We start from the raw sequence: 18,858 nt of genomic DNA on the forward strand, positions 1-18,858 counted from the left end.
GCCCGGCCTTTCGGCCCGCTCCCCGGCGGCGCAGGAAGAACATTACCCGAAGGTGGACTGCGCTCCAAAACGGGTATCGGCGCGGAGGAGCGCGGGCAGTTCGGCGAGGGTGACGATCCGGTGCCGTCCGGACGGGAGGTCGACGGTGGCCGTGCCGCCGTGGCGGTCGATCCACACCGAGAGCAGTCCGGCGTCCGCCGCGCCCCGGCCGTCGATCTCCGGATGGTCGCCGACGTACGCCACCTCGTGCGGGGGCAGGCCGAGGGCCTCGCAGGCCGCGAGGAAGGCCGCGGCCTCGGGCTTGGAGACGCCCAGCTCGGCCGCGCACAGGATGGACTCGAAGCGGTCGTGGACGCCGAGGACGCGGAGCTTGTGGTCCTGGACGTGGATGCTGGAGTTGGAGAGCACCGCGTGCCGGTGACTGGCGGCGAGGGCGTCCAGGACGGGCAGGACGTCGGGGAAGAGGGCCCAGGCGGTCTCGTAGTGCACGAGGTAGCGCCGGAACCAGACGTCGGCCTCGGCGTCGGTCATCTCCCGCTCCAGGAAGGCCCGGACCCGGTCGCGGCGCTGTCCCTCGAAGGTCAGGCCCCCGGCGGAGAAGCGCGCCCACTGCTGTTCGGTGACCTCCCGCCACCGCTCCAGCGCCAGCTCGGCGCTGCCGTACCGGTCCAGGAGGCCCTCCGCCGCGAGGTGACTGCGCATGCCCTCGCGGTCGGCGGTGGTGTAGTCGAAGAGGGTGTCGTCGACGTCCCAGACGACGGCTGTGATCGGCATGGCACCGACGGTACCCGGACCGGCTGGGGGTTCGGGGGTCATCCCCCGATGTCGGCAGCGTCGAAGAGGGTGTCGACCACGTCACGGACGACGGCGGGCGGGCGCGTCCGGAACGACGAAGGTGCGGCACCCGGACGGGGTGCCGCACCTCACAGCCGTAGGACGACTCACGCGGTGAGTTTCTCCAGGGCCGCGTCGATGCGCGACAGGGCCTTCTCCTTGCCCAGGATCTCCAGGGACTCGAAGAGGGGCAGGCCGACCGTGCGGCCGGTGACGGCGACGCGGACCGGGGCCTGGGCCTTGCCGAGCTTGAGGCCGTGGGCCTCGCCGGCGGCCAGGACGGCCTCCTTGAGGGACTCCGGGCTGCTCCAGTCGGCCGCGTCCAGCTTCTCGCGGGCGGTGACGAGCAGGGCGTCCGAGCCCTCCTTCATCGCCTTCGTCCAGCTCGCCTCGTCGACGGCCGGCTCGGCGAGGAAGAGGAAGTCGACGTTGTCGGTGATCTCGGAGAGGACCTTGAGGCGGGTCTGGGCGTGCGGGGCGATCGCCTGCCACTTCGTCTCGTCGAAGTCCTCCGGCGCCCAGGGGGCGAACGGGGCCCGCAGCCACGGGCGGCAGCGCTCGGTGAACTCCTTCACGTCGAGCAGGCGGATGTGGTCGGCGTTGATCGCCTCGCACTTCTTCAGGTCGAAGCGCGCCGGGTTGGGGTTCACGTCCGCGATGTCGAAGGCAGCGACCATCTCGGACATCGTGAAGATGTCCTGGTCGGCCGAGAGGGACCAGCCGAGCAGCGAGAGGTAGTTGAGCAGGCCCTCGGGCAGGAAACCGCGCTCGCGGTAGAGGTTGAGCGACGACTCCGGGTCGCGCTTGGAGAGCTTCTTGTTGCCCTCGCCCATCACGTACGGCAGGTGGCCGAAGGAGGGGATCTCCTTGGCGATGCCCAGCTCGATCAGCGCCTTGTACAGGGCGATCTGGCGGGGGGTGGAGGAGAGCAGGTCCTCGCCGCGCAGGACGTGGGTGATCTCCATCAGGGCGTCGTCGACCGGGTTGACCAGCGTGTACAGCGGGGCGCCGTTGGCGCGGACGATGCCGTAGTCCGGGACGTTCTCCGGGGTGAAGGTCAGCTCGCCGCGGACCAGGTCGGTGAAGGTGATCGTCTCGTCGGGCATCCGGAAGCGGACGATCGGGGCGCGGCCCTGGGCCTGGTACTCCTCGACCCGCGCGGCGCTCAGGTCGCGGCAGTGGCCGTCGTAGCCGGACGGCCGGCCGGCGGCGCGGGCGGCGTCGCGGCGGGTGTCCAGCTCCTCCTGGGAGCAGTAGCAGCGGTAGGCGTGGCCGGCGGCGAGAAGCTTCTCGGCTACGTCCTTGTAGAGGTCCATCCGCTGCGACTGGCGGTACGGCGCGTGCGGGCCGCCGATCTCGGGGCCCTCGTCCCAGTCGAAGCCGAGCCAGCGCATGGCGTCGAGGAGCTGCCCGTAGGACTCCTCGGAGTCGCGGGCCGCGTCGGTGTCCTCGATGCGGAAGACCAGGGTGCCCTGGTGGTGACGCGCGAACGCCCAGTTGAACAGGGCGGTGCGGACCAGGCCCACGTGGGGGTTACCGGTGGGCGACGGACAGAAACGGACGCGTACGGGGGAGCCGGGTGCGCTAGCCACGCTTGACAACCTTGTTGGTGAGAGTGCCGATGCCTTCGATGCTGACGGAGACCTCGTCGCCGACAGCGAGCGGGCCGACCCCTGCCGGGGTGCCCGTGAGGATCACGTCGCCCGGGAGCAGCGTCATGGCCTCGGTGATGTTGACGATCAGATCCTCGATGGAGTGGATCATCTCGCTGGTGCGGCCGAGCTGCCGCTGCTGCCCGTTGACCGTGAGCTGGACGGTGAGGTCGCCGGGGTCGAGGTCGGTCTCCACCCAGGGGCCGAGCGGGCAGGCGGAGTCGAAGCCCTTGGCCCTGGCCCACTGCTTCTCGCGCTTCTGGACGTCCCGCGCGGTGATGTCGTTGGCGCAGGTGTAGCCGAAGATCACGTCCTTGACGCGTTCGCGCGGGACCTCGCGGCACATCCGGCCGATGACGACGGCCAGTTCGGCCTCGTGGTGGAGGTCCTCGGAGAAGGGCGGGTACTGGATGTCGTCCCCGGGTCCGACCACGGAGGTGGACGGCTTGAAGAAGGCGAACGGGGCGTCGGGCACCTCGTTGCCGAGTTCGCGTGCGTGCTCGGCGTAGTTGCGGCCGAAGGCCACGACCTTGCTGGGGAGCACGGGCGGCAGGAGCCGGACCTTGCTCAGCGGCACCTTCGTGCCGGAGAGCTCGTGTTCCGTGAACGGGATGCCCTTGATGATGTCGAGGACGAGCTCGTCCGGCTTGTCGCCCTCGACCGCGCCGAAGGCGACGTTCCCGTCGATGGAGAACCTGGCGATGCGCACGGGTTGGTTGGCCCCTTGACTGAGCTGGCTGGAGTCTGACGCTCCAGGCTAACGCGGAAGGGCGTCCCCGGCCGGGGACGCCCTTGACATCCGTGGTGACATCCGTGGCCGGCCGCTCCGAGCATCCGGCGGCCGGCGCGCGTACTACTGGGCGGAGGAGGTCACCGGGATCTCCATGAGGATGGTGCGCCTGGGGTTGGCGGTCTGGGCCGGGAGGTCGACGGAGTGCTCCTGCTGCTCCGGGAGCCCCAGTGCGTCGGCGTCCTTGAGGTGCGCCAGCGTCGTGCGCCGCGGGTTCGCGATCTTGTGGAACATCGTCGTCGTCTTCACTGTTGTGGTGAACCCTGTCCTGTCCGGGCGCCGTCGGGCGGGCCGTGGGAGGCCATCCGTAAGCGCGTCTTGTCGGTTTTGCCATCTCTGTAAAGCGTCAGGCTAAACACGCGATTCCCTGAGAACGCGTGCGGGTCTCACGATCAACGTGTGAGTTTGCTCACGAATCGGCGCTCAAACCGGTCAATCCAGGCTCTCGATCGACCGCTACGAAACGGACATTGCACACCTGAAGCATTCATTCCGCTCCTGATCATGGCGACTGGGACACCCCTCACCGCTTGATCATTCGCCCCTTTTCACCCGTATTGCCCCGGATCACTTTCCACGTCCGGTAATCCACTACTCACCCGCTGTCACGGATGTCACAGCCCGGCCAACAAGCCTTGTTGGAGATCCGGCACTGTGCTGGAATTCCACGGACCGCCGCGGGATCGAGCCGGCGCGCAGGGCGCACAGCAGCGCCGAGCGGCGGCGAGAAGGGGGAAGCGCCGGTACTCACGACCATCGGGGGGCGTAATTCAGGACGCCCCTCAAGACGCCGACACCCGTCCTTCCGTTCACGCGGAGGGGCGCCTGGTCCAGAGGTTGCGACGCTAGTGCAGGGACGTTTCAAGAGGGATGGCAGCGCTTCGGCCGAGCCGGAGCCGCACGGCGGGACTGGCCCTACGGCCGGCAGCTCCTCGCCCCAGCACGCCCAGAACCCGGGCCCGGCCGGCGACGGCGGTGAGCGCCCTGGGCGCCCCGGCGCGTCCGCGTCGTCGAGCCCTCTCCAACCGACTCCGACGGTCAAGCCGCCGACCACCACCCCCGGCACGGGATCGCGTGTGGCCCTGCGCAACTGGCGCATCTCCACGCGCCTGGTCGCGCTGCTGACGCTGCCCGTGGTCGCGGCCACGACGCTGGGCACCCTGCGCATCAACCAGTCCATGGACGACATCCAGCAGCTCGACAACATGAAGCTGCTGACGGACATGACCAAGCAGGCGACCGAGCTGGCCATCCGGCTCCAGGACGAGCGCGACAAGTCCGCCGGTCCGCTGGCCCACGGCAAGTCCGCGGCCGACTACACGGTCAAGGGCGCCCGCGCCAAGACCGACGCGTCGCTGGAGTCCTTCAAGGACGCCTCCGAGGAGATCGACGCCTCCAGCACGGACGGCAACCTCCAGGGTGTCCGCGACAGCCTCGTGGGTCTCCTCAGCGACCTCGGCAACCTCGCGAAGGTCCGCAAGACGGCCTACGCCGAGCAGAAGAACTCCACCCAGACGGTGGAGGCCTATCACCGCCTCATCACCCACCTGCTCGACCTCTCGCAGGACATGGCGCAGGCCACCAGCAACCCGGAGATGATCCAGCGCACCCGCGCGCTGGCCGCCTTCTCCGCCGCCAAGGAGTACGCCTCCGTCCAGCGCGCCGTCCTCGCGGCCGCGCTGCCGGTCAACGACGCCGTCTACGGCGAGATATCGGAGAACGACCGGCAGTACGCCGAGGCGGCCCTGGAGAACCAGGACTCCGAACTCGCGAGCTTCCGCAGCATCTTCGGCGACGAGGGTGCGGAGGAGCTGCTCACGCCCATCGAGCAGGGCAGCCCCACCATCGAGGACGCCGACACGTACGCCACGCGTGCGCTCAGCTCCCCCAACGGTCTGAAGTCGCTGGACAAGCGGTCGTACCAGGACTGGTTCGACGCCAGCACGACCAAGATCCGCCAGATGAACAACATCGAGACCACGCTGCTCGAGGACATGGAGCAGAAGGCCCGTGAGCTGCGCGCCGAGTCCGAGCGCGAGGCGATCATCTCCGGTGCGCTGATCCTGCTCGTGCTCGGTGTGTCGCTGGTCGGCGCGTTCGTCGTCGCCCGGTCCATGATCCGCTCGCTGCGCCGGCTCCAGGAGACGGCCACCAAGGTCGCCCAGGACCGGCTGCCCGAGCTGGTCAAGCAGCTCTCCGAGTCCGACCCGCAGGACGTCGACACGTCCGTGGAGTCGGTCGGTGTGCACTCCCGCGACGAGATCGGCCAGGTGGCCGCGGCCTTCGACGACGTGCACCGCGAGGCCGTCCGCCTCGCCGCCGAGCAGGCCCTCCTGCGGGGCAACGTCAACGCGATGTTCACCAACCTCTCGCGCCGCTCCCAGGGCCTCATCCAGCGTCAGCTGTCGCTCATCTCCGAACTGGAGTCCCGCGAGGCCGACCCGGACCAGCTGTCCTCGCTGTTCAAGCTCGACCACCTCGCGACCCGCATGCGCCGTAACGGCGAGAACCTCCTCGTCCTCGCCGGTGAGGAGCCCGGCCGCCGCTGGACCCGTCCGGTCCCGCTGGTCGACGTGCTCCGCGCCGCCGCCTCCGAGGTGGAGCAGTACGAGCGCATCGAGCTGTCCTCCGTGCCGACCACCGAAGTGGCCGGCCGGGTCGTCAACGACCTCGTGCACCTCCTCGCCGAGCTGCTCGAGAACGCGACCTCCTTCTCCTCCCCGCAGACCAAGGTCAAGGTCACCGGTCACGCACTGCCCGACGGCCGCGTCCTGATCGAGATCCACGACACCGGCATCGGCCTCTCCCCCGAGGACCTCGCCGCGATCAACGAGCGGCTGGCGTCGCCGCCCACCGTGGACGTGTCGGTCTCCCGCCGCATGGGCCTCTTCGTGGTCGGCCGGCTGTCGCAGCGGCACGGCATCCGCATCCAGCTGCGCCCGTCCGACTCCGGTGGTACGACCGCGCTGGTCATGCTGCCCGTGGACGTCGCCCAGGGCGGCAAGAAGCCCCAGCCCAAGCCCGGTCAGGGCAGCGTGTCCGGCGGTCCCGCCGCCGCGCAGGCCGCCGCCGGTGTCGCCGCAGCCCGCCGTCAGGGCGGGCCGGGCGGCCAGGGTGGTGCTCTCGGCGCCGGTGCCCTCGGTGCCGGCTCCGGCCAGGGTGGCCTGCTCGGCGCCGGCCAGGGCCCCCGGGCCGCGCTGCCCGGCCGTGACGGCGGTGGCCGTCCCGGTACACCGCGCGGGCCGCAGGGTCCGGCCTCGCCCCCGCAGGCCGCCCGGCTCCGGCCGGCGCCGGCTTCGGCGGCCAGGCCCCGGGTGCCTCGCAGGGTCTCCAGTCGACCGGCGCCGGCACGCAGGGCCAGGGCCAGGACATGTTCGGCGCCGGGCGTCCGCCCGCGCCGCGCCAGAACGACAACCGTGGCGAGCAGGGCAGTCGCGGCCGTGGCCGTCAGCCGCAGCTGCCGCCGCGCGGCGGCAGCCCGCGTGCCGAGCTGCCGGGCGGCAACCCGCAGTCCCGCGGCACCAGCTGGGGCGACGAGAACGCCCAGCCGCCGGTTCCGCGCACTCCGCTGGACGCCCCGCGCGGCCATGACGAGCCGGACGCCTCGCAGACCTCGCGGATGCCGCGCGTCGACGACCGTCAGGGTCCCGGCGCCACGACCGAGATGCCGAGGATCGACGAGCGCCAGGGCCCGGCCGGCCCCGCGGACTTCGCGCGCCCCGGCGCGGGCGGCCCGCAGCACACCGGCCAGTTCCAGGACATGGGTCAGTTCTCCGGTCCGAACGGCGCCCAGGACACGGGCCAGTTCCCGGCCCCGGGTCCCGACGGACGGCAGGACGGCTTCGTCCGCAACGACGTCTTCGGCACCCCGGGCGGCCAGAACCCCCCGGCGGCCCCCAACCGGTTCGCCGCTCCGCAGGGCTACGACAACGGCTCCACCGGTCAGTTCCCCGGCCCCGGCCACGACGGTTCCCACACCGGTCAGCACGCGCTGCCCGGTCGCCAGGACCCCTCGTCCACGGGCCAGTTCGACCGCCCCCAGAACGCCAACGGCGGCAACGGTTACGGCTACGGCTCACCGCAGCAGCAGCCCGTACCGCCGCGCCCCGCCGCCCGCCCCGAGCCGGAGGCCCTGCCGCCGGCCGGTCCGGGAGACGGCCGTACCCCGCTGTTCGACACCCTGGAGACCAACTGGTTCCACGGGCAGCAGGCCGACGGGAACGGCAACGGCTCGGCTCCCACGCCGCAGCAACAGCAGCCGCAGGCTCCGGCTGCTCCCCAACGTCCCGCGGCGAGTGCCTCATGGCGTACCTCGCCGAACGACGAACTCGTCCGTCAGGCCGAGCGCGTCCGGCAGCCCGCCGCGGGCGGCGTCACCACTTCCGGCCTGCCGCGCCGGGTGCCCAGGGCGAACCTCGTCCCGGGTACGGCTCAGCAGCAACAGCACCAAACCGGTCCGCAGGTCTCGCGTGCGCCTGACGACGTACGCGGACGGCTGACCAATCTCCGTCGGGGCATCGCGCAGGGTCGTCAGGCCGGCAACGGCTCGACCGGCAGTTTCCCGAGCCCCACTCACCAGCAGGAGCGTTAGTTGAGCCAGATGAGCCAGGCGGCACAGAATCTGAACTGGTTGATCACCAACTTCGTGGACAACACCCCCGGGGTGTCCCACACCGTTGTCGTGTCCGCCGACGGGCTCCTGCTCGCCATGTCCGAGGGCTTCCCGCGCGACCGTGCCGACCAGCTCGCGGCCGTCGCGTCGGGTCTCACCTCGCTGACGGCCGGGGCCTCCCGGATCTTCGAGGGCGGCAGCGTGGCACAGACGGTCGTCGAGATGGAGCGAGGATTCCTCTTCCTCATGTCCGTCTCGGACGGCTCGTCCCTCGCAGTTCTCGCCCACCCCGAATGTGACATCGGCCTCGTCGGCTACGAGATGGCACTCCTGGTCGACCGCGCGGGCGCGGTGCTCACGCCCGACCTGCGCGCCGAACTACAGGGCAGTCTGCTCCACTGACCCGCCCAGGTACCACCCGCCTCACGAAATCACCGTCCGGCCGACACAATCCCCCCACCGGCTCGACGGACGGCACGACTGACCGAGACTTGCTGTCCCGCCCGGAGGATTCATGACCCCGCCCACCGCCTCTCATGATCCGTACGCGGAGCCGTACGAGGACGAGGGCGACCAGCCGCTGGTGCGTCCGTACGCGATGACCGGCGGCCGGACCCGGCCGCGCTACCAGCTCGCCATCGAGGCGCTGATCAGCACCACGGCCGACCCGGCAGCGCTCATGGGGCTGCTCCCGGAGCACCAGCGCATCTGCCACCTCTGCCGTGAGGTGAAGTCGGTCGCGGAGGTCTCGGCGCTCCTCGCCATGCCCCTGGGTGTGGCGAGGATCCTCGTGGCGGACCTCGCCGAAGCCGGACTGGTGGCCATTCACCAGCCGGGCGGCGACGAGAACAACGGTGGCGCACCTGACGTGACGCTGCTCGAAAGGGTGCTCAGTGGACTTCGCAAGCTCTGACGGAGGGCGGGCCACCACCTCCGCGAAGATCGTGGTGGCGGGGGGCTTCGGCGTGGGCAAGACCACGTTCGTGGGCGCCGTCTCCGAGATCAACCCGCTGCGCACGGAGGCCGTCATGACGTCCGCGAGCGCGGGCATCGACGACCTCACCCACACCGGGGACAAGACCACCACCACGGTGGCCATGGACTTCGGCCGTATCACGCTCGACCAGGACCTGATCCTCTATCTGTTCGGTACGCCGGGTCAGGACCGCTTCTGGTTCATGTGGGACGACCTGGTGCGCGGTGCCATCGGCGCCGTGGTGCTGGTGGACACCCGCCGGCTGGCGGACTGCTTCCCGGCGGTGGACTACTTCGAGAACTCGGGTCTGCCGTTCGTCGTCGCCCTCAACGGCTTCGACGGCCAGCAGCCGTACCAGCCGGAGGAGGTCCGCGAGGCCCTCCAGATCGGGCCCGACACCCCGATCATCACGACGGACGCCCGGCACCGTTCGGACGCCAAGAGTGCGCTGATCACGCTGGTGGAGCACGCGCTCATGGCTCGTCTGCGGTAGGTAGGACCCAAATCTGTAGGGTTGTACGTCAGTTGTCGTACACGTTCCGGAGCCGGCTGTGCCCTTTGACACGGCCGGCTCCGGTGTTCATAACGTTTCGGCAGAGGAATCGGGTGGTATCGCCACGCGTCGCGGTCGCTTGGTGTCGCTGCGCGCACGAAGGCCCCGTCATTTGGCGGGGCTCGTTCTGTTTGACCGTTTTATCTGGGGCTTACATCACTTCGAACCGGCACTTCTCCATGTTTGGAACTGCGCTGGTCGTCGTGCTGGAATGCCTGAACTGCCCAATAGTCAATGACGTACTGATGGTCGATGGCTGACCGGGCTCTGAGACACTGCGGCACGACGAAGGTGCCGACCGCCGAGAGGTTGTTGGTCGAGTGAGGCGAAGCAAGAAAAGTCCCGAGCCGGCGGCCCGGGGCAACTTCACCCCGCCGCCGCGCGGAGCGGCGCCCGCCCCTGTGCCCGGTTCGGAGCCGACGGCCACTCCCGCGAAGAGCGGCGGTCGTCTCTCCCCGCGCAACTGGCGGGTGCCGACCAGGCTGAACGCGATCCTGCTCATACCCGTGCTGGTCGGCCTCGTCATGGGCGGCTTCCAGGTGAAGGGCTCGATCGACACCTGGCAGGAGGCCCGCGACGCCGAGAAGGTCGCGAAGGTCGTGGCCGCCGCCGGCGAGTACGCCGAGGCCCTGCTGAACGAGCGTGACGTCTCCGCCGAACCCCTGCTGCAGAACAAGAAGGACAGCGAGGTCGTCAAGGACGCCCGCGCCGTGACCGACCAGAAGGCCGCCGCCTTCCACAGCGAGACGGTCGGCATGCCGGACAAGGAAGGCCTCAAGCGCCGCCTCGGCCTGGTGACCGAGAAAGAGCCGAATCTCCCGAAGCTCCGCGCGGCCGCCTACACCAAGGCGCTGGACCCGGTGAAGACCGAAGAGGGCTACGTCGAGATCGAGCACCTGCTGATGGAGTTCTCCAACGAACTCGGTCTCGGCACCGGCAACATCACGGCCTACGGCCGCACGGTCTACGCGATCGCGCTCGCCAAGGGCGCCGAGTCCCTCCAGCGCGCGATCGGCATGCACCTCCTCGTCCGGCCCAGCCCCGACGAGACGGTCTACCGCCAGCAGCTCACCGCCTTCACCTCGTACGCCTACCTGGAGAGGGTGGCCCTCCAGGAGTACGTCTCCGGTGGCACCACGCAGGACGCGGCGCGCCTCACCGAGGTCATGAACGAGAAGACCGAGGAAGGCAAGAAGCGGGCCGCCGAGGCCCAGGAGAAGGCCGAGGCCGCGGACCAGGACTTCGTCGCCCCGCCCACCATGGACAAGATGATCCAGGCGATCGCCAGCGGACGGGACCCCGCCCAGCTCGCCGAGCAGGGCGTCACTGCCCAGGCCTGGATGACCGCCTCGACCCTGAAGTTCGAGGGCTACAGCCAGGTCGAGAGCGAACTCATCGGCAAGGCGGTGGCCGAGGCCGGGCAGATCGCCTCCGACGCCCAGCAGGACGCCATCATCAACGGCGCGATCGTCATCATCGCCCTGCTGACCGCGTTCATCATCGCCAGCCTCATGGCCCGCCAGATGAGCCAGTCCATGCGCCAGCTGCGCAACGCCGCCTTCGGCATCGCCGAGCAGCGGCTGCCGATGCTGGTCGACCAGCTCTCGCGGACCGACCCCGGCCGGGTCGACACCCGGGTCTCACCGATCCCGATCAACACCACGGACGAGATCGGCGAGGTCGCCCGCGCCTTCGACCAGGTCCACCGCGAGGCCGTCCGGCTCGCCGCCGAGCAGGCCCTGCTGCGGGGCAACATCAACGCGATCTTCACGAACCTGTCGCGCCGCAACCAGTCCCTGATCGAGGGTCAGCTGACCCTCATCACCGAGCTGGAGAACAACGAGGCCGACCCGGACCAGCTGGAGAGCCTCTTCCGCCTGGACCACCTCGCGACCCGTATGCGCCGCAACGGCGAGAACCTCCTGGTCCTCGCCGGCGAGGAGCCGGGCCGCCGCTGGGACCAGCCGGTCCCGCTGGTCGACGTGCTGCGCGCCGCCTCCTCCGAGGTGGAGCAGTACGAGCGCATCGAGCTGTCGGGCGTACCGGAGGCCGAGATCCACGGCCGTGCCGTGACCGACCTCGTGCACCTGCTGGCCGAGCTGCTGGAGAACGCCACCACGTTCTCCTCCCCGCAGACCAAGGTCCGGGTCACCGCGACCCGTCTCCCCGACGGCCGCGTGATGATCGAGATCCACGACAAGGGCATCGGCCTCACCGCCGAGGACTTCGCGGACATCAACCACAAGCTGGCCAACCCGCCGACCGTGGACGCCGCGATCTCGCAGCGCATGGGCCTGTTCGTGGTCGGCCGGCTGTCCGACCGGCACGGCATCCGGGTCCAGCTGCGCCCCTCGGGCGAGCAGGCCGGCACGACCTCGCTGGTCATGCTGCCCGACGCGATCACCCACGGTGGCGGTGGCGAGCACCAGCCCGACCGCGACGACTTCACCGTCTCGCAGATCATCCCGGAGCAGCGTTTCCAGGGTGAGGACTTCAACCACCAGCCGCTGCGCACGGCGGCCGAGCTGGGCTTCGACGACAGCCAGTACACGGAGGTCCCCGACGACCTGCGTGACCTGGACCCGGTCGGCCGCTCGCTGACGCGCGACGAGCGCCGGTCGGCCCTGGAGTCCCCCGCACCCGGTCAGCCGGACCAGCCCGGCCAGCAGCAGTCCGGCGCGACGCCCGCGTACGGCGACGGCTTCGACCGGACGCAGCAGCAGAACGCGTTCGACGCCTCCCCCAACGGCTTCGCGGCGCCGCAGAACGGCTACGACGCCGGTACGACCGGATACGCCGAGCAGCCCGCGACGTACGACCAGCAGACGTCGTACGAGGAGCAGCAGCGCACGGCGTACGAGGACCCGTACGGCGCGTCCAACGGGGGCGGGTCGCGCGGCGAGGCCTTCCCGGCGGACGGCTCGGGGCCGCGGAACGGTGCCTTCGGGCAGAACGGCGGCTACCCCGACCCCGCGTATGCGGAAGCTCCCCAGGAGGAGCGGGCGCCGGAGCGGCAGGCCGCGCCGGAGGGCTTCCCGCCGTACGAGGAGCAGCCCTACCAGGACGACTGGCCGCAGCAGAACAGCTACCAGAACGGCTACCCGGACCAGTACGCTCCGCAAGCGGAACCCGCGCAGGCCGCTGACGCCGGTGAGCAGGACAGCGTAGGCTTCGACCGTCCGGGACCGGCCCCCTCGGCCGCCCACGCGCTCACCGAAGCCGGACTGCCCCGCCGCGGATCCCACGCGGCGAGCGGTTCGAACGGCGCGCGACCGGCGGACCAGGAAGCGTCGGCTCCCGCCGCGGACCGCCCGACCGACTGGCGTTCGGCGAACGACGACCGCTGGCAGCAGGCCTCCCAGCTGAAGAAGCCGAAGGCCGGCGGGGTCACCTCGTCCGGTCTGCCGCGCCGGGTGCCCAAGGCCAATCTGGTCGAGGGCGCCGCCGAGAGCACCCCCCAGGGAGGCCCCCAGGTCTCCCGCGCCCCGGAGGACGTCCGCGGCAGGTTGAGCAACCTGCGTCGAGGCGTTCAGCGCGGACGCAACGCAGGAAGTGAACCGAACGGTCAGGACAGGAACCAGCACAGTGGTCCTGACAGCACCTACAACCAGGAGCGTTAGTGTGAGCCCGATGAGCCAGGCGGCACAGAACCTGAACTGGTTGATCACCAACTTCGTGGACAACACCCCGGGGGTGTCCCACACCGTGGTGGTCTCCGCCGACGGACTCCTTCTGGCGATGTCCGAAGGCTTCCCCCGCGACCGTGCCGACCAGCTCGCGGCCGTCGCCTCCGGTCTGACGTCGCTGACGGCAGGCGCCTCCCGGATCTTCGAGGGAGGCAGCGTGAACCAGACGGTTGTGGAGATGGAGCGGGGATTCCTCTTCATCATGTCCGTTTCCGACGGTTCTTCGCTCGCGGTCCTCGCCCACCCCGAGGCGGACATCGGTCTCATTGGGTACGAGATGGCCCTTTTGGTGGACCGTGCGGGTACGGTCCTGACGCCCGACCTTCGTGCGGAGCTCCAAGGGAGCCTTCTCAACTAACAGACGGACGGTGCGTTTTGGCCTCCCGAGGCCGTAGGGTTTCGGGACGCGGCTTCCACGTGGTGGATGCCAGGCACAGTCGGAGGAGGAGAGAAAGTGGCAACACCCCCAGGCGGTTCGAATACGGGTAACTGGTCGTACGGCCCTGCCCAGGGCCAGGGCGACGGTTCTCAGAACCCGAACCGTTACAACTTCCCCTCCGCCCCGAGCCAGCGTCAGCCGTACGCACCCCAGGGGCCGCAGGGCCCCGGGCCGTCGCCGTACGACCAGCCGCACGCGCCTCGCATCCAGCCCGTGCAGCCGCATCGCCGCACCCCCGAGCCGGCGCCCGCCGGGGCGTCGAACAACCCCTTGGTGCGTCCGTACGCCATGACCGGCGGCCGGACCCGCCCGCGGTACCAGCTCGCCATCGAGGCGCTGGTGCACACCACCGCGGCTCCGCACCAGATGCAGGGGCAGTTGCCCGAGCATCAGCGGATCTGCAACCTCTGCCGGGAGATCAAGTCGGTGGCCGAAATCTCGGCCCTTCTGACGATCCCTCTCGGCGTGGCCAGGATCCTCGTCGCCGACTTGGCGGAGGCGGGACTGGTCGCGATCCATCAGCCCGGCGGCGACGAGAACGCCGGCGGCCAGCCAGCCGTGACACTGCTCGAAAGGGTGCTCAGTGGACTTCGCAAGCTCTAGCGGCGGTCCTTCCCGCTCCACCACCTCAGCGAAGATCGTGGTGGCGGGTGGCTTCGGCGTGGGCAAGACCACGTTCGTCGGGGCCGTCTCGGAGATCAACCCGCTGCGTACCGAGGCCGTCATGACGTCTGCTTCGGCGGGCATCGACGACCTCACCCACACCGGAGACAAGACGACCACGACGGTCGCCATGGACTTCGGCCGTATCACGCTGGACCAGGACCTGATCCTGTACCTCTTCGGTACGCCCGGCCAGGACCGCTTCTGGTTCATGTGGGACGACCTGGTGCGCGGCGCCATCGGCGCGATCGTCCTGGTGGACACCCGCCGACTCGCCGACTGCTTCCCCGCGGTCGACTACTTCGAGAACTCGGGTCTCCCCTTCGTGATCGCCCTCAACGGCTTCGACGGCAGCCAGCCGTACCAGCCCGACGAGGTGCGCGAGGCCCTCCAGATCGGCCCCGACACCCCGATCATCACGACGGACGCCCGCCACCGCGCGGACGCCAAGTCGGCGCTGATCACGCTCGTGGAGCACGCGCTCATGGCGCGCCTGCGGTAGAACCTCCGGACTTCCGACCGCCGTGAAACGGCCCCTGTGCCCCTCCTCGGGGAGGCACAGGGGCCGTTTCACGTCACCGACGCCTCGCACAGGTGGTCCGCCCGTACGCCACGAAGGCCCCGGCCGCCCAGGGGGGCGTCGGGGCTTCGTGCGTACGGGCGTGGTGTGTCGTGCGGTCAGCGCCAGCTGTGCGGGGCGCGGAAGCCGCCCTCGCGCTCCAGGCGGCGCCAGCCGGCCTTGAGGCGGCCGCGGTGGGCCGGGGTGGGCTCGGAGGTACGGGCGGCGGCACGGGCCAGCAGGATCGCCGTGATGGCGGCGACCTCCTCGGGCCCGGCATGGCCCTTCTCGACGCGGATGTCAGGCGTGGTCATGGATGTCAGTCTCCGTTGATGAGGTTTCCGCAGGGGTGGCGCGGAGAGTCCGCTGGGTTACTGCGGGGGGTTGCCGTGCTTGCGCGAGGGCAGGTCTGCGTGCTTGGTGTGCAGCATCGCCAGGGACCTGATGAGGATCTCGCGGGTCTCGGCCGGGTCGATGACGTCGTCGACGAGGCCGCGCTCGGCGGCGTAGTACGGGTGCATCAGCTCGGACTTGTACTCCTTGACCATGCGGGCCCGCATGGCCTCGGAGTCCTCGGCCTCGGCGATCTGGCGGCGGAAGATGACGTTGGCGGCACCTTCGGCACCCATCACGGCGATCTCGTTGGTCGGCCAGGCGAACGTGAGGTCCGCACCGATGGACTGGCTGTCCATGACGATGTAGGCACCTCCGTACGCCTTGCGCAGGATGAGGGAGATCCGGGGCACGGTCGCGTTGCAGTAGGCGTAGAGGAGCTTGGCGCCGTGGCGGATGATCCCACCGTGCTCCTGATCCACGCCGGGCAGGAAGCCGGGTACGTCCAGAAGGGTGACGATCGGGATGTTGAAGGCGTCGCACATCTGCACGAAGCGGGCGGCCTTCTCGCTGGCCTCGATGTCCAGGACGCCGGCGAGGCTCTGCGGCTGGTTGGCGACGATGCCGACGACCTGGCCGTCGAGCCGGGCCAGCGCGCAGATGATGTTGCGCGCCCAGCGCTCGTGGACCTCCAGGTACTCGCCGTCGTCGACCAGCTCCTCGATGACCTTGGTCATGTCGTACGGCCGGTTGCCGTCCGACGGGACCAGGTCGAGCAGGACGTCGCCGCGGCGGTCGGCCGGGTCGGTGCACTCGACGCGCGGCGGGTTCTCCCGGTTGTTCTGCGGGAGGAGGGAGACGAGGTAGCGGACCTCGGCGATGCAGGTCTCTTCGTCGTCGTAGGCGAAGTGGCAGACACCGGAGGTCTCGGCGTGCACGTCGGCGCCGCCCAGGCCGTTCTGGGTGATCTCCTCACCGGTGACGGCCTTGACCACGTCCGGCCCGGTGATGAACATCTGCGAGGTCTCGCGGACCATGAAGACGAAGTCGGTGAGGGCGGGGCTGTAGGCCGCGCCGCCCGCGCACGGGCCGAGCATCACGCTGATCTGCGGGATGACGCCGGAGGCCTTGGTGTTGCGCTGGAAGATGCCGCCGTAACCGGCGAGCGCGCTGACGCCCTCCTGGATACGGGCGCCGGCACCGTCGTTCAGCGACACCAGCGGGGCGCCGGCCGCGATGGCCATGTCCATGATCTTGTGGATCTTCGTGGCGTGGGCCTCGCCCAGCGCGCCGCCGAAGATGCGGAAGTCATGGGCGTAGACGAAGACCGTACGGCCCTCCACCGTGCCCCAGCCGGTGATGACGCCGTCGGTGTACGGCTTCTTGTTCTCCAGGCCGAACCCGGTGGCCCGGTGCCGGCGCAGTTGTTCGACCTCCTGGAAGGAACCCGGGTCGAGGAGCAGCTCGATGCGCTCGCGGGCGGTCAACTTGCCCTTGGCGTGCTGCGCCTCGGTCGCCTTCTCGCTCGGCCCGGCCAGCGCCTGCGCACGGATCTCGTGCAGCTCGGCGACGCGCCCGCGCGCGTCCGTGGGCTCGGCGGTCGACTCACCCGTCGTCTCTTCCAAAACGGTCATGTAGTGACCTTACGAAGCCGACCTAGGAAAGCGAGCCGTCGACTCCGTACAGTCTCCGGCACGTTTTCCTGGTACGACTGAACAGAACCATGCCGGGATGCAGGCGTTCCGACTGCTCAGGGCCCGTGCCGCTTGTCGGGGTCTTACAAAGCCGGGTGGTGAGATCAACTTCACACACCCCTCCGACGCACGCCGCCCAGTGGAGTGACGGGGCGGGCCCGGCTCGGCCGGAAGGCGGGTCGGTACGACGAGGGTAGCGCCCCGAACGCGGTCGCAGATGAAGTTGAAAGTTGAACGGAATAGGTCTACGGTCTGCCGTGTTGAAGCACTCGTTGAACATTCAACATCAGCGCTACCTCGCCTCCTCGTTTCCCCACAGCGTTCATCGATCCGACCTCAAGGAGCACGTCATGGGCATCTTCGGCCGCAAGAACACCACCGAGAGCACCGGGACCACCGCCACCGCGGTCGGCACCGTGAACCCGGACCTCGCCGCCCTGACCGGCGACTACACGATCGACCCGTCGCACTCGACCATCGCATTCGTCGCCCGGCACGCCATGGTCACCAACGTCAAGGGCCACTTCAACGACTTCACCGGCTCGCTGCACCTCGACGGCGCCGACCCGGCCGGCTCCACCGCCACCATCGACGTCACGATGGACAGCATCGACACCGGCTCCGCCGACCGTGACGGCCATCTCAAGGGCTCGGACTTCTTCAACACCGAAGAGTTCCCGACGATGACCTTCCGCTCGACCGGCGCGCAGGCCCTGGGCGGCGACGACTACCGCATCACCGGCGACCTCAGCATCCTCGGCGTCACCAAGCCGCTCACCATCGACCTGGAGTTCAACGGCGCCGCGAAGGACCCGTTCGGCAACGAGCGCGTCGGCTTCGAGGGCAAGGCGGAGATCCTGCGCTCCGAGTGGGGCCTCACCTGGAACGCGGCGCTCGAGACCGGCGGTGTCCTGGTCTCCGACAAGATCAAGCTGACCTTCGACATCTCGGCCATCAGGAACGCCTGACACGCCACCGCCGCCCCACCCCTGACGCGCCCGCTCTCCACTCCCCCGTAGGGAGGGCGGGCGCTCGGCGTTGTCCGAAGGACGGGCGAGGACGCGTCACCCTCACAGGAGGCGGGCCCGACTCACGGCAGGGGTCCTGCGCAGGCACGCAGAGAACCGGACGCGCGGCAGGCCGAGGCACGGGCAGGGCGCGTTCCGCCGACGCGGTGCCGGTCGCTCACGCGGAGGCGTGGGCCTCCGGGCCGAGGTGGAGGGCGTGGGCGGGTGGGCGTCGCACTCTGGCGTCGCACGCGTGGGCAGGGATCGGATCGTCGGGATCGGGTCCCGGGCCGGTCCGGACACAGGTGCGGGGGCGTCGGGTGCGCGACGGGGGTGGGGGGTCGGTCGTTGCTCAGGGCCCCGCCGATGTGGCCGGGGCCCCGATCGAGGAGGCGCCATGACCAGGACCGGACCGCAGCACTACCCCGGCGCGGACCGCGACCACTGGTACCAGGACGACTTCGGCGGCGACCGGATGGAGGTCAACGTCGTCGTCCTGCACACCACCGAGGGCCGCTCGCTGCCCGGCTACCAGGGCGGCGCCTCCGCGCCCAACCTCACGGCGGTGCCGGATCTCGCGGCCAGGAAACTGACCTGGTACCAGCACTTCGACATCGACATCTCCTCCCGCGCCCTGCGCAACAGGCCCGGCGGCGTGCAGACCAACACGCTGAACGTCTGCCAGGTCGAGCTGGTCGGCACCTGCGATCCCGAGCTGCACAGCAAGTGGCGGACGGGCGGCAAGGCCCACGTCTACTGGCCGAAGGCACCGGCGTGGGCGCTCCTCGGAGTCGCCCGCTTCCTGGCGTGGGCGCACGAGGAGCACGACGTACCGTTGCGCGGCCCGGCGCTGTGGCCGGCGTACCCGAAGTCGTACGGGAACGGGGCCGGACAGCGGATGAGCGGGGCGCGGTGGAACGACTTCAAGGGGGTGTGCGGGCACATGCACGTGCCGGAGAACGATCACGGCGACCCGGGAGCCATCGACTTCGACGAGCTGATCCGACTGGCGAAGGCAGCGGTGCAGGGCTGACCCCTGCGTCCCGGCCCCGTTGCTTCC

General features: G+C 70.0%; 15 protein-coding genes and 1 pseudogene. 10 read left to right on the plus strand and 6 right to left on the minus strand.

Annotation, left to right across the window (positions count from 1 at the left end):
• Positions 1-42: 42 nt before the first annotated feature.
• The 4 genes from BM536_RS10260 to BM536_RS10275 all read right to left on the minus strand — a co-directional run bounded on the left by BM536_RS10260 (position 43) and on the right by BM536_RS10275 (position 3,525).
• The gene (locus BM536_RS10260; RefSeq protein ID WP_073491204.1) at positions 43-774 is read right to left on the minus strand and encodes an HAD family hydrolase; all 732 of its coding nucleotides are present in this window, start codon (positions 772-774) and stop codon (positions 43-45) included.
• 167 nt (positions 775-941) lie between these two features.
• Positions 942-2,426, minus strand: coding sequence for a glutamate--tRNA ligase (gene gltX / locus BM536_RS10265; RefSeq protein WP_073491194.1), 1,485 nt, complete (start codon positions 2,424-2,426; stop codon positions 942-944).
• Positions 2,419-3,195 carry a fumarylacetoacetate hydrolase family protein gene (locus BM536_RS10270; RefSeq protein ID WP_073491195.1) on the minus strand — a complete coding sequence of 259 codons (777 nt, stop codon included), beginning with the start codon at positions 3,193-3,195 and terminating at the stop codon, positions 2,419-2,421. Before BM536_RS10270 ends, gltX begins: the two co-directional genes overlap by 8 nt.
• Before the next feature lie 144 nt (positions 3,196-3,339).
• Positions 3,340-3,525 carry a hypothetical protein gene (locus BM536_RS10275; protein ID WP_073491196.1) on the minus strand — a complete coding sequence of 62 codons (186 nt, stop codon included), beginning with the start codon at positions 3,523-3,525 and terminating at the stop codon, positions 3,340-3,342.
• Between the two features lie 599 nt (positions 3,526-4,124).
• On the opposite strand from BM536_RS10275, the pseudogene BM536_RS10280 reads away from it, so the two are divergent.
• From BM536_RS10280 to BM536_RS10315, 8 genes and pseudogenes are all read left to right on the plus strand, one after another.
• Positions 4,125-7,867: pseudogene (locus tag BM536_RS10280) on the plus strand (sensor histidine kinase).
• 9 nt (positions 7,868-7,876) lie between these two features.
• Positions 7,877-8,290: a roadblock/LC7 domain-containing protein gene (locus BM536_RS10285; RefSeq protein ID WP_003993189.1), complete on the plus strand. Its 414-nt coding sequence runs from the start codon at positions 7,877-7,879 to the stop codon at positions 8,288-8,290.
• A 112-nt stretch (positions 8,291-8,402) separates the two neighbouring features.
• The gene (locus BM536_RS10290) at positions 8,403-8,801 is read left to right on the plus strand and encodes a DUF742 domain-containing protein (RefSeq protein WP_003973454.1); all 399 of its coding nucleotides are present in this window, start codon (positions 8,403-8,405) and stop codon (positions 8,799-8,801) included.
• Positions 8,782-9,357 (plus strand): GTP-binding protein, encoded by a 576-nt coding sequence (locus tag BM536_RS10295; protein ID WP_030793795.1) that lies wholly within the window; start codon positions 8,782-8,784, stop codon positions 9,355-9,357. The genes BM536_RS10290 and BM536_RS10295 overlap by 20 nt, the downstream gene beginning before the upstream one ends.
• Before the next feature lie 380 nt (positions 9,358-9,737).
• Entirely contained in the window at positions 9,738-13,037 is a 3,300-nt protein-coding gene (locus BM536_RS10300; protein WP_211362858.1) for a sensor histidine kinase, read from the plus strand.
• A gap of 10 nt (positions 13,038-13,047) precedes the next feature.
• Positions 13,048-13,461, plus strand: coding sequence for a roadblock/LC7 domain-containing protein (locus tag BM536_RS10305; RefSeq protein ID WP_005479603.1), 414 nt, complete (start codon positions 13,048-13,050; stop codon positions 13,459-13,461).
• Positions 13,462-13,557: 96 nt separating this feature from the next.
• Positions 13,558-14,145 (plus strand): DUF742 domain-containing protein, encoded by a 588-nt coding sequence (locus tag BM536_RS10310; RefSeq protein ID WP_073491197.1) that lies wholly within the window; start codon positions 13,558-13,560, stop codon positions 14,143-14,145.
• The gene (locus tag BM536_RS10315) at positions 14,126-14,707 is read left to right on the plus strand and encodes a GTP-binding protein (protein WP_073491198.1); all 582 of its coding nucleotides are present in this window, start codon (positions 14,126-14,128) and stop codon (positions 14,705-14,707) included. Before BM536_RS10310 ends, BM536_RS10315 begins: the two co-directional genes overlap by 20 nt.
• 176 nt (positions 14,708-14,883) lie before the next feature.
• Here the strand turns inward: BM536_RS10315 and BM536_RS10320 are convergent, their stop codons facing one another.
• Both BM536_RS10320 and BM536_RS10325 read right to left on the minus strand, forming a co-directional pair.
• Entirely contained in the window at positions 14,884-15,078 is a 195-nt protein-coding gene (locus BM536_RS10320; RefSeq protein WP_094102829.1) for an acyl-CoA carboxylase subunit epsilon, read from the minus strand.
• A gap of 57 nt (positions 15,079-15,135) precedes the next feature.
• A complete protein-coding gene (locus BM536_RS10325) occupies positions 15,136-16,731 on the minus strand; it encodes an acyl-CoA carboxylase subunit beta (protein ID WP_073491200.1) in 1,596 nt (531 codons plus the stop codon).
• A 410-nt stretch (positions 16,732-17,141) separates the two neighbouring features.
• Between BM536_RS10325 and BM536_RS10330 the strand changes: the two genes are divergently transcribed.
• Together BM536_RS10330 and BM536_RS10335 are read left to right on the plus strand one after the other, a co-directional pair.
• The gene (locus BM536_RS10330) at positions 17,142-17,759 is read left to right on the plus strand and encodes a YceI family protein (protein WP_073491201.1); all 618 of its coding nucleotides are present in this window, start codon (positions 17,142-17,144) and stop codon (positions 17,757-17,759) included.
• A 436-nt stretch (positions 17,760-18,195) separates the two neighbouring features.
• Complete coding sequence (locus BM536_RS10335) at positions 18,196-18,831, plus strand: hypothetical protein (RefSeq protein ID WP_073500256.1); 636 nt, start codon at positions 18,196-18,198, stop codon at positions 18,829-18,831.
• The last annotated feature ends 27 nt before the right edge of the window (positions 18,832-18,858 follow it).

The organism is Streptomyces phaeoluteigriseus, from assembly GCF_001896135.2.
Taxonomy (GTDB): Bacteria; Actinomycetota; Actinomycetes; order Streptomycetales; family Streptomycetaceae; genus Streptomyces; species Streptomyces phaeoluteigriseus.

Excerpts from the sequence above, each read along its gene's own strand:
- BM536_RS10290 (WP_003973454.1), top strand. The coding sequence starts at position 8,403 with ATGACCCCGCCCACCGCCTCTCATGATCCGTACGCGGAGCCGTACGAG.
- BM536_RS10305 (WP_005479603.1), top strand. The coding sequence starts at position 13,048 with ATGAGCCAGGCGGCACAGAACCTGAACTGGTTGATCACCAACTTCGTG.
- BM536_RS10260 (WP_073491204.1), bottom strand. The coding sequence starts at position 774 with ATGCCGATCACAGCCGTCGTCTGGGACGTCGACGACACCCTCTTCGAC.
- BM536_RS10285 (WP_003993189.1), top strand. The coding sequence starts at position 7,877 with ATGAGCCAGGCGGCACAGAATCTGAACTGGTTGATCACCAACTTCGTG.
- BM536_RS10330 (WP_073491201.1), top strand. The coding sequence starts at position 17,142 with ATGGGCATCTTCGGCCGCAAGAACACCACCGAGAGCACCGGGACCACC.
- BM536_RS10335 (WP_073500256.1), top strand. The coding sequence starts at position 18,196 with ATGACCAGGACCGGACCGCAGCACTACCCCGGCGCGGACCGCGACCAC.
- BM536_RS10325 (WP_073491200.1), bottom strand. The coding sequence starts at position 16,731 with ATGACCGTTTTGGAAGAGACGACGGGTGAGTCGACCGCCGAGCCCACG.
- BM536_RS10320 (WP_094102829.1), bottom strand. The coding sequence starts at position 15,078 with ATGACCACGCCTGACATCCGCGTCGAGAAGGGCCATGCCGGGCCCGAG.